General features: G+C 45.8%; 8 protein-coding genes. 5 read left to right on the top strand and 3 right to left on the bottom strand.

Going from position 1 to position 10,782, the window contains the following annotated elements:
- The 3 genes from ACJMM9_RS11105 to ACJMM9_RS11095 form a co-directional block, all read right to left on the bottom strand.
- Nucleotides 1-336: FISUMP domain-containing protein (locus ACJMM9_RS11105; protein WP_405326815.1), on the bottom strand; the 336-nt coding region annotated here is incomplete at its 3' end.
- 46 nt (nucleotides 337-382) lie between these two features.
- Complete coding sequence (locus tag ACJMM9_RS11100; RefSeq protein ID WP_405326812.1) at nucleotides 383-829, bottom strand: hypothetical protein; 447 nt, start codon at nucleotides 827-829, stop codon at nucleotides 383-385.
- The gene (locus tag ACJMM9_RS11095) at nucleotides 826-4,512 is read right to left on the bottom strand and encodes a S8 family serine peptidase (RefSeq protein ID WP_405326809.1); all 3,687 of its coding nucleotides are present in this window, start codon (nucleotides 4,510-4,512) and stop codon (nucleotides 826-828) included. Before ACJMM9_RS11095 ends, ACJMM9_RS11100 begins: the two co-directional genes overlap by 4 nt.
- Nucleotides 4,513-4,948: 436 nt before the next feature.
- On the opposite strand from ACJMM9_RS11095, the gene ACJMM9_RS11090 reads away from it, so the two are divergent.
- The 5 genes from ACJMM9_RS11090 to ACJMM9_RS11070 are packed head-to-tail and all read left to right on the top strand — an operon-like array spanning nucleotide 4,949 to nucleotide 10,685.
- Nucleotides 4,949-5,632: a DUF4956 domain-containing protein gene (locus ACJMM9_RS11090; protein WP_088640348.1), complete on the top strand. Its 684-nt coding sequence runs from the start codon at nucleotides 4,949-4,951 to the stop codon at nucleotides 5,630-5,632.
- Nucleotides 5,633-5,645: 13 nt separating this feature from the next.
- Entirely contained in the window at nucleotides 5,646-6,755 is a 1,110-nt protein-coding gene (locus ACJMM9_RS11085; protein ID WP_405326806.1) for an HlyD family secretion protein, read from the top strand.
- Nucleotides 6,755-8,113: a hypothetical protein gene (locus tag ACJMM9_RS11080; protein WP_405326803.1), complete on the top strand. Its 1,359-nt coding sequence runs from the start codon at nucleotides 6,755-6,757 to the stop codon at nucleotides 8,111-8,113. Before ACJMM9_RS11085 ends, ACJMM9_RS11080 begins: the two co-directional genes overlap by 1 nt.
- 3 nt (nucleotides 8,114-8,116) lie before the next feature.
- The gene (locus tag ACJMM9_RS11075) at nucleotides 8,117-8,935 is read left to right on the top strand and encodes a polyphosphate polymerase domain-containing protein (protein ID WP_088640351.1); all 819 of its coding nucleotides are present in this window, start codon (nucleotides 8,117-8,119) and stop codon (nucleotides 8,933-8,935) included.
- Between the two features lie 34 nt (nucleotides 8,936-8,969).
- Nucleotides 8,970-10,685: a lamin tail domain-containing protein gene (locus ACJMM9_RS11070; RefSeq protein WP_405326800.1), complete on the top strand. Its 1,716-nt coding sequence runs from the start codon at nucleotides 8,970-8,972 to the stop codon at nucleotides 10,683-10,685.
- Nucleotides 10,686-10,782 lie beyond the last annotated feature (97 nt).

Raw genomic sequence — 10,782 nt, 5'->3', positions numbered from 1 at the left:
TGTCGGCAGTGCATATGCAAAATTCAGATTTTCCGCCATCCACGTTTGTTCACCAATCTTGATTGTTTTATAAACTAGTCCGTCACGCTCGTCGATTAATTCCCCGTAAGAGTATTGGGCCCAACTAGAGGAACTGATTTCGGTACAACTGGAAAATATGTTGAATGAAGACGATGATAATCCAATTTTTTCTGAAGATGACGATTCTACAAAGAAGGAACTAGATGATTCATCGTTTGGTGAATTTACGAAAACATCGGAGGGATTCTCATCGCTACAAGCGAAAAAGGTAAGGCTTAATACAGCTACAAGCGCGTATATCATTTTCTTAATCATGATGGATTCCTCCTATGAGAGAATATATATTAATTTCTCTAGAATATTAATTTGAGTGGACTAATTTAATTGATAATAGCTTAATTCCGCCATATTCACTTCTTTTCACTTTTTTATAAATGATTTCGATGGGCGTGTTGTTGTTAATAGCAAGCATTGCGAGTGAACCAGCCAATGTCAGGGATAGTGGCCCTACGTTTTCTTGATTTTCAACTAAAAAGAACTTTGTAGAGGAGCTTTTTGTCGTGTCGGATTCCGTTAAAAAGGTTTGAAGACTGTCACTTTTAAACAAATTTGTACATGCTGCATCCGTTCCTAAATGAAAATACATGACGTTGTCTTCCCCATTTACATCAAAACCCAAATTACAGACGTATCCTGTTTGTTGGCAGGAATATGGCGGATTTGGATATGTTTCGGGGCCTTGACAATTTTCTTTTGCCCCAATAGCAACTACAAATATAGTGATTGCGCTTAATATAACTTTTTTCATGGATTTCTCCTTTTCTTTTTTACTGCCTCAAATGGCATTTTTAAAATGGCGTGATTAACGGGCTGGATTTTTGTAATATCAAAGCCCCATCCCTGTGAATTGTCATTGTCGCTGTGTAGGGTAACTGTCAGCTTGCTGGATTTGACCTTTACGGTTTTCCCGGCAAGATTTCTCCCTGCATAAATTCCGATAATTTTGCCTTCTGCATTGGTGAGTACTATGTCGTCTCCGCTTCCAATGGACGTGCTATCATGGAATGTTACGTAATAAACTAAGTCATTCCCCAATTTATAGGTGCAATTGTAGTCGGTTTGCGGGGCGTAACCTGAAGTAACTTTGCAGTTGTTGATGGTATTTGATTTATCGCCTTCTTTGATGGGTAAGTCGCTTACGAGGGTCGCTACTTGAGCGTCAAGTGAATTGTTGTTGAACTCTGTAACAGAACGCCCAAATACAACAATCTGCCATTTCCCAAGTTCTGGGTTTTCTACATCGATCACTTCGACGTTGTTTAAATGATCGAAACAGTCGTAATCAAGCTTGTTGATTGAGCTACAGTCGTTGTGAGCACCTTTTACAGCATCGCTGTCGTGAATGTTCTCAAGTCCGCTCTTTAAAGAATCCAAAAAGTCTGTTGGCAATGGGTCCAGTTGCCACGGATAATAATGTTTTCCTGAAGGGCTTATTAAAATCATGTCAAGGTCATTGACCAATTTGGGTTCTTTTGAATGGGTGAAAGTTCCCATCTCATCAAAAAAAACAGGAGCATCGTCCCATACCAATGTAGTACGTAGACGTTGGCGAACGGAGTCAACGTTTATAGTCCATCGTTTCTCAAAACCGTTTCCAATCTCAATTTCCTTGAATTTAGGAAATTCTTTTGTCTTGTTATTGTAATTAGATATCAAGTCTAATGCGGCCTTTCCATTGATATATCCCCACCCTGTTGCAAAGTCTGGGCCTTTGCCGTATGGCGTAAAATGCATTTTTCCGTCATTATGTGCTGCGGTAAGGTCGGGATTGCTTGCGAAATGGGCTTCTTCGGAATCTTCCATATCTACTGCGGTGTGTATCAAGAGCGCTTTTGTTGTTGAATTCCTCATGGAGTGCTTGTCTAATGGGTCTCCTGTTTGCTTGTGAAATTTTTGGTACATGAGCGCTGCGACTCCTGATACAAAAGGCGCTGCTTGAGAGGTTCCGCCTGCCCCTTGATAGAAATATCCGCACGATTCGTCATAGCATATTTCTGGTGCTATTGTACCTCTTTCAAAATTAAAGTCTAGACGAAACGTTTGTATGTATTTTATGTCTTTGGTGCTTGTTATTTGGATACGCACGGTCTGAAATTCGTTGGATAAAGGCAATATTGTATATGCTGCCGGTGAACTGTCTGTGATTGAATTTCTGTCAAATCGTATGGTTCCGAAAATATGGTCTGTATTTTCAGCACCCGTGATCTTTTTGTATCGAATTTCGATTGTATCTGTTGGTAAAATCATTGTTGAGTCTTCGAGTGCCCAAGAAAAATATAATTGAGGTCTTCGCATTTTTTTAATTGTGTCTAAATCGCTAGCTTTGCAATCTAAAACTTTGTTGTCGCTTGTTAATTGTATTATATCACAAGCGGTAAAATAGCTCTCGCCATTTTTTAAATTGTTTTTTTCAAAATCAATGTTTAAGTATGGAGTTTTTTCGTTTGCTCTATAAAATTTGATATAATCAATTTGAACTTCAAACGGATGTTTTTCATCGACGATGACTTGACTGGAAACTCCCGGTGCCATTACGTCTGGTTTAATGCGCCCGTCAAATGTTGGTCCCATGCTAGAAGAAAATGCTCTAATTTTTTCTTCGGCGCTCATGTTGCCGACGACGATGGGATTTTTAGCGTTGATCATGATGGAATGATAGCCCTGAGTATTATATCCCGATTCATCTCTTGCGCCATTGTTATGGGCTGAGAATACAACTGATTTCACGAGAGTGTCTCCTTCTATACAGTTGTAAGGATCTTCCTTTCGCTTGGTACAATAACTTTTCCAGTTTTTGAATATGGCTTCATCCATTGTAAAATCGTCAGATCGATACCGCCCATCATCAATTGTGTGGGAATGGTTTACCACGTGGCCGATTTGATTGATGATTCCGTAAGTAGAACCTTGATAAAAATGAACTTTGGGCGCGACACCTCGGTATTGGAAATTCTTTGACTGATTTCCATTACCTCCTAGATATCCTGCAACTGAAGTTGGGTGCTGAGATGCAGATTTTTTATCTCCAAATCCTCTTTTTTTGGTATTGGCTATCAATAAATTTTGTGCTTTTGGGTAATTATTTCCAAAAAACTCGTATGGCTGCATGATTCTTGCTTGCGGATGTCCTGATGAATCGTATTCGTTAAAATCAGGGTGGTCAAAGTCGATTGCTCCCTTATCGTATATTCCGACCAAAATGCTATCGCCTGTATATTCAACGCCTTTTAGCCAATCAAAATCGGCTCTTTCTTTTTTTAACGCATTTAACCATTTTTCCGAATTTTGTACGCTGTCAATGTTTACTGCTTCTCGTCCTTTATCGTTTGATAAGGCTGATTCACGTACAATGTCTAGTGCTTTGATTTTTCTCTTTTTCCCTAAACACTGTAGGGATTCTTTTGCGATGGTGGTGACAAGAAAACCTCGTGCGACTCCGATGTTTTTAACTCCGCAGGCCTGGACCGTCGAGATGCATTCATTGATTGAAATATCTTCCCAACATCGAATGTAGGTTTCGAAATCTGATCGCGTGGTAATCTCTTTATGACAAGTTCCGTTTGCATCGCATATTTCGGTTTCTGAATAAAGGTCTTTGTTGGTTAAATGCACATTAATAGGTATTGTATCCGCTACCGGAATGGCGTTGTAAAATCCGGCAATAAGGCTATCGAGCATCTTTTTGTGTACGAGGGTATCGCTTTTGAATACGGCGACGATTTTTCTGCGGGATTTGCCTATAGAAAGTTTTGAAATTCCTCGTTGCGCAAGTAAATCGCGTTCTTTGGGCGAAAGCGGGGTATCCTTGAATAACCAAAATCTCCCGGCTGGCAGAATATCGTTTTTGTTACCGTTGTATTTGGTTACGACTGTGTTGACTCCTCGATCGGTCCATGTAAGCGCATCGCCGATATTATGGTTCCCGTTTATCGGGTCTTCGCCCCATAAAATCTTGTGGGAAGAATCGTAAACAGCCATGAAATAGTTCGGCTCTACATCATTCATGTTTTTCTGATGCGACCAGTCCTTTGAAAAATCGTATGCGCCCCAGCCTGTTTTATAAATTCTGAAATGAATTTCTATTTTACTTCTGGGATTCAGCGTTCCGACAACGCTCAACTTGATATCGGACATATTACCGACTGGCGTCGAAGTTAATGTAAAGGAATAGCGATCGGAAATAGGGTCAATGGTCGCTGTTACGGCAGGATCTGCTGCATAATAGTGAATTTCGGGGTTGTCAATTGGCTCCGAAGATGTGTTCGTTAATGAAATTCGGTATTCAACCCAGTTCCACTCCGTACGATGCCTTTTACTTAGCAACTGAACGGTTGGATTAGCCCAAACGCTACTTACTGCAAGTGTGAAAAATAAAATAATTGATATAAAGTATTTTGAATAACACATTTCTAATAAATTTAGGTAATGCATGTGTAGAAATGCGAGGCTACTTTGAAAAAAAAAACGTTACAATATTTTTACATATGGATTTGTTTCATTTTCTTTGACAAAAAACGGCTTGTAAATTTTTGTTAAAGAAATGCTCCAAAGCAAATGCCTTCGCTCCGTAAAGACGTTTCTGTTTCCGAAAATAAACATACGTTGCGACTTCTACAATGCGTTGTTAGAGTAACCAACGTGTAATTATTTTTTTCAGAATTGAAAAAACTAGTTTTATTATTTTTAGCGTGGGTTATACGGCCTGGAATAAGAAAAATGGGTGATTTTCGCCCAAATCCGAAATAAAAAAGCGGATTGTATTTTTTTTGTTAGTCCATTATTTACAAAAAAGCGAGTGTGAAAAGCCTGTTTTTAAGTAGATTTTGGGTGAACAGGCGAAATAAAAGAATTAATTAACGGAGTTATTATGCTTGACCTTCTTGCTGTCCAGTCCAGCTCAACAAACGCAACGATTATTACGCTTGCATACACCTTGATCCTCGCATTCGTCCTGTCTTCGACGATTGCATGGACCTACGAAAAAACGTTCCTCGGACTTTCGTACTCCCGAAACTTTGTGCAGGGCATTGTGCTCAGTGCTGTGGTCGCTGCCATGGTGATGCAGGCTATCGGCGATAACGTTGGTCGTGGTCTTGGCATGATGGGTGCTCTCTCGGTTGTCCGTTTCCGTACGAGCTTCAAGGATCCGCGAGATATCATGTTCATCTTCGCCGCTCTCGGCGCCGGTATCGGTTGTGGTGTTTACGCCTGGGGCGCTGCCGTCGGTGGTACGATCGCTTTCAGCTGCGTTGCATTCCTCCTCTCTCGCACAGGTCTTGGCACCAAGCATTTCTTTGACGGCATGCTCCGCTTTGCTCTCCCGAACGAACCGAAGGTCCGTGGCCAGGTTGAAGATATCATGAAGGGCAACTTAAAGACGTTTATTTTGATCACGATGCGCGAAGTCGATGGCGGTGCCCGCCTGGATGTCGCCTACCAGATCCGCCTCCGCGCGACAAAGCCCGCTGCCGAAATCCTCACGATGCTTTCGAAGATCGAAGGCATTTCGGATGTCCAGTTCATGATGCAAGACGCCACCACGGAAATGTAAGGAGGTTTGAAAAATGAATAAGCTCGAAGATCTTCTCGACAATTTCTGGAATACCCACAAGAACAATGCGGGTGTCGCCTACGTCTATACCCACAAGCTTTCTATTGCTTGGATCCTCTGCGTTCTTTTTGCCGTGATGCTCGGCTTTATCTACCAGGGCAAGGCCGCCATGTTCCGTGGCATTGCCGAATCCAGCGAAACCATTATCAGCCTCCCGTCTGCAACCGAAATCGTGAAGGTCTATGTGGTGCCGGGCCAGGAAGTCAAGCCGGGTGATACGATCGTGGTTATCAACCGTCCTGATCTTACTCTCCGCGTTGCCGAACTTTCCCGTGAACTCGACGCTCTCGAAGGCCGTAGCAACTTGAGTTCTGCCGAAATCGACCAGAAGGTGGCCGAAGTCAAGGCCAACCTCGAAACGCGCCGTCTTGCGCTCTCTGCCGAAATCCGCAACCTCGAAACGGAATACGAAAGCAACAAGGCCATTTCTGCGAAGCTCAAGAGCCTCTCCAATTCGAAGTCCAAGGCTGATGGCAACGACGCCATGGCTATGCGCATCAAGAGTCTCAAGAACGAACTGAATGTTGCGGTCAAGAGCGCAAATGAACAGATTGCCCTCCTCCGTGGTAGCAACAAGCTCCAGAAGACAAGTGGCAAGACCGAAGCTGCCAACATTCGCAAGGAACTCGCCGAACTCCGCAAGCAGCAGAAGGAACTCACGCAGATCGCTAAGGAAAACTGGGTGGTTGGTGATGTGAACGTCCGCGATGGCGAAAAGGTTTCCGCCTTTGCCCCGATCGTAACGCTTGCCCACAAGTCCCCGACGCTCATCCGTGGCTACATCAACGAACAGATTTACGAAAACACGAATCTCGGCGAAGCCGTGAAGGTCACCTCTCTTACCGGCAAGGGCAAGGCTGTGATTGGCGAAGTGGTCGGTCTTTCGAGCCGCATCGTCGCTTTCCCGACCCGTATGTGGAAGATGCCGGAAATCCCGGTCTATGGCCGCGAAGTGACCATCAAGATTCCTGAAGAAAATAAGTTCCTGCTTGGTGAAATGGTGACTATCACCGAAACAAGCAAGCGCAACTTGGAAAAGCAGCAACAGAAGGCTAAGAAGTAATGAAATTTGTAACGTTAATACCACTTGCGCTCACAGCAGCTGCAATTGCAAGCCCGCTTACGTGGGAACGCCTTATCGAATCTGCCAAGGCCGATCCGAAGTACCAGGCTGCCGAAAAGCGTGCCGAGGTCATGGCTGCCGATCGCAATCTCAAGCTTTGGGACAAGATCGAACTGCGCTACCAGCTGGACGGCTTTAGCTTTGCCAAGCACGATTTCGAACTTCGTGTGACGCCGCAGGCTTTTGGCGAACGCGAGGCTGACAAGGCTCATTATGAGGCCGTCAAGAATTACCAGAACGCCCGTTTTGCCGTGGAACGCTCGACGCTTCTTTACGACCGTTACGAACGTGGTGTGCGTTATGTGTTGCGCCAGAAGATTAACGGAATCAACAAGCAGCTTTTGGATGTCAACAATGACCGTATCGAAGTGTTGCACCTCAAGGCTGGTTCTGCTTCGTTCAGCGCCGAAGACTTGATGACGTCTCTCGAAAAGAACGCTTCGCTCAAGGCCGATCTCCTTTCGGATAGCACTGCGCTCCGCGATGCCGAACTCAAAATGCTGGCTTGGGCCCCTGATTATGACAATGTCTATTTGGATTCTTCGTTCCTCCCGACGATGGATGAACTCGCCGTGTTCCTGAAGAACGGTGTGAATGTCGATGAAAATTTCCCGCTCGTGGCTCTCGCCAAGGGCAAGCGCGACTCTGAGGTTTCCAAGGCCAAACAAGATGTGAGCAAGGACCGCGACTACATTTCGCATGTCGGTATCGGCTATTCGCTCCAGATTGAATCCTTGATGGAAAAGTACAAGGACTTGGATTGCAGCGATATGCTGAAGCCGGAATACAACAAGTATTATGATATTGACCGTTGTGTTTCGGATCCTTACTATACAGTAAGAAAAATAGTTCCGGAACAGGATAACCGTAAGACTTCAGACAAGTTCTTCCTGAATCTCGCTTTCCGCTTGCCGTTCTTCGACAGCAACAAGGATGCGTCGCTCCGTGAACAGGTTGCAACGCTCGATGCCGAAAGCGATTACTTGGATGATGTTCGCGAAGTGAACCAGAAGGTCGCCCGCTTGACTGAAGAAGTTCTCGCTCTCATCGGTCAGTGGAAGGTCTTAAAGGAATATGCCGAACAGGTGAACGCCAGCGGCTTTATGGAACAGTTTGCCCGTAATGCGGGTTCCGATCCGCTTTTGCTCCTCCGCGCTCGTGAAAGCTCTCTCGAAAGCGATTTGAAGGCCGCAAAGCTCGAATACGATATTTTTGCACGTTACTTGTCTTTGCTGGATTACGCTGGTGGCCTTGCCCGTCAAGATGTTGCAAACCACCTTCGTGAAGGAATCAGGTAATTTATGGCTGAAGCCCGCGGATTTAGTCTTCTCGAACGCTTCGAGCTGAAGTACCATATCCCCGTCGAATGGGCGGACCGGATTGGTGCGTTCCTTGCTCCGTATTGCGAAGAGGACTATTATTCCAAGATTACTCCGGGTGGATTCTACTGGATTACGAACCTTTACCTGGATTCTCCGACATGGACGTTCCTTGGCTGGAAAAAGAAACAGCTCCTGGACCGTTTCAACATGCGCATCCGCACGTACGGCGAACACCCGGCTCAAGATGGCACGTTCCATTTCGAGTGCAAACGCAAAATTCGCAACATCTGCTACAAGAGCCGTGCGACGATCAAGGGCATCAATCCAGGTGAAGTCTGGCACATGAAGCCCGAAGAATGGCCGTGCAAGGGCGAAAAGGACCGCATGTACCTCAAGGACTTTTTGTACAAGACGGAACTCCATAACGCCCATCCGCGACTCCTCACGCAGTACAAGCGTCGCGCATGGTTTGGGCTTCGCGAAGAATATTCCCGCGTGACGATTGACACGGGCATGCGTTTTCGCGAAGAGAACGGCTTTGACTATACCGTGGACCCGCACTACATGCACTCCACGGGACTCCCGCGATTCTTCCAGCCGGGTGCCGATGCTGTGCTCGAACTCAAGTGCCCGGCCGCACAGATGCCATACTGGATGTTCGACTTGATTCGTGCATTGAATTTAAAGCATGGAGCATTTTCCAAGTTCGGAAATGCCGCTGCGGAATGGAAAAGGGTTTACGAAAATCCGCGTCGATTCAAGAGTCCGTACTGGACTTCTCTCGCCGGAAATTTCTAACATAGGTTTAAACAATTAAATAAGGAAGGCGCTCATGAATACTAAAAAATGGCTTGCCGTTGGCACTTGTGCCTCTATGCTCGGCATGTTTTCTGCCTGCTCCGATGAAAAAAAGAATCCCGTCATTCCGGACGATCCGGAATCGAGCAGCTCTGCGGAAGTAGTTCCGAATAGCAGTGGCGAAGTCAATCCGAATTCTTCTTCGGTAACAACGGCTTCTTCGTCGTCTGTAACAAATCTGATGTCTTCCAGCTCGAATCCTGAGGATACTATTCTGGATTCGAATGCCACTTATATGGGCGTTTCCGAAATCATGTACAATGCGCCAGGTGGCTCTGCATTGGAATGGGTTGAAGTCTACATCAAGAACGGCCCGGATCTTACCAACATGCAGTTGAGCAATGTTCGTTTGGATGGTGCCGTCTCGTTCGCTTTCCCGGCTGAACCCTTGAAGAAAGACGAATATGTTATCGTCACTAACGATGTGGCTTTGTTCAAGCAGACTTATCCGAGCTTGCCGGCTGGTTGCCGCGTGTTTGGCCCGTGGGATAAGGATCCCAAGACCAATGCCGTTGCAAAGCTTGTGAACGAAGGTGATGTCGTTGATGTCAAGGTTAGGGGCGAAGGTGACGTGAGCGCTGCCTTTAGTAGTAATCCGCCTTGGCCAAGCCTTGCAGATGGCAAGGGTCGTACGCTTGTCTATAAAGGCTCGGGCAACGAAGCGGACCCGACTTCCTGGGGCGCAAGCGCTGTTGAAAACGGTAATCCGTGTGTCGGTGGTGACAAGGTTATCGATGGTTCGACCGTTCGCCTGAATGAAATCAAACCGTATGACATTAATGCGACAGAAAATAAGGACGGCTGGATAGAACTTTACAACTTTGGCTCTGCTCCTGTCGATGTTGCTGGTTGGGAACTTGAATCCAAGCTGAAAGGCAAGAAGTGGACAATCGGTGGTGCAAATACGGTTGTTCCTGCCAATGGTTACTTGCTCCTCGAAGCTTCAGCTGATGTCTTTGGCGAAGGTCTTTTCTTGAGCGACAATGGTGATGAAATTTATCTGTACGAAGCCGCAGCCGGTGTCCGCACGGGGAAGGAATCGAGCTTGCTAATTTCTGCGGGTAAGCAGTCTAGCGGTGTTGTTGAAGTTGCCGGCTCCGTTGCTCAGGGCGCTATGGCCACTGAAACGCCGGGTGCTGCAAACTCCGCACTCAAGGCTGGTCCGATTTTCATCAGCGAAATCCATTATCACGAAAATGAACAGGACCTCAAGGACTTGGAATTCCTGGAACTTGTGAACAAGGGTGCTACTGACGTTGCCTTGGTTGAAAGCGTCAATAATACTCCGCAGGGCTGGAAGATTGAAGGCATCAATATGGAATTTGCATCGGGCGATGTCATTCCTGCCGGTGGCAAGATGGTCCTGTTCGATGATTCCCTGAAGGCTTATGAAGCTCAGCTTCGCGATCGTTATTCCATCGACGCAGCTGTTCCTATTCGCTTCTATGCAGGTAAGCTCTCGAACCGCGGTGAAACGGTCGCTGTCAAGAAGCCGTATTCTTACGTGACGAAACAGGATGGTACAAAGCAGTGGTATTATGAACTTTCCGATGCGACACTTTATAGTGACCGCTGGCCGAACATGTATGCTGCCGATGGTAAGGGCATGAGCCTCAACCGCAAGGACTTCACCACGATGGGCTACGGCTACACCGCTTGGGAAGTTAAAGCTCCGACTCCGGGCAAATAAACTAGACTGAAAAGTCACGAAAACGGCTTTTTTGAATTTTAAGCCAAAAGTTCCGACATTTTGTCGGAACTTTTTTTATTACTTGAGTGGATTGCGC

Source organism: Fibrobacter sp., from assembly GCF_045112255.1.
In the GTDB taxonomy this organism is placed as follows: domain Bacteria; phylum Fibrobacterota; class Fibrobacteria; order Fibrobacterales; family Fibrobacteraceae; genus Fibrobacter.
This window is presented reverse-complemented; position numbering and strand designations above follow the sequence as displayed.

Bases quoted from the DNA above. Each gene is read 5' to 3' on its own strand.
- ACJMM9_RS11100 (WP_405326812.1), bottom strand. From the start codon at position 829: ATGAAAAAAGTTATATTAAGCGCAATCACTATATTTGTAGTTGCTATT.
- ACJMM9_RS11095 (WP_405326809.1), bottom strand. From the start codon at position 4,512: ATGCATTACCTAAATTTATTAGAAATGTGTTATTCAAAATACTTTATA.
- ACJMM9_RS11090 (WP_088640348.1), top strand. From the start codon at position 4,949: ATGCTTGACCTTCTTGCTGTCCAGTCCAGCTCAACAAACGCAACGATT.
- ACJMM9_RS11085 (WP_405326806.1), top strand. From the start codon at position 5,646: ATGAATAAGCTCGAAGATCTTCTCGACAATTTCTGGAATACCCACAAG.
- ACJMM9_RS11080 (WP_405326803.1), top strand. From the start codon at position 6,755: ATGAAATTTGTAACGTTAATACCACTTGCGCTCACAGCAGCTGCAATT.
- ACJMM9_RS11075 (WP_088640351.1), top strand. From the start codon at position 8,117: ATGGCTGAAGCCCGCGGATTTAGTCTTCTCGAACGCTTCGAGCTGAAG.
- ACJMM9_RS11070 (WP_405326800.1), top strand. From the start codon at position 8,970: ATGAATACTAAAAAATGGCTTGCCGTTGGCACTTGTGCCTCTATGCTC.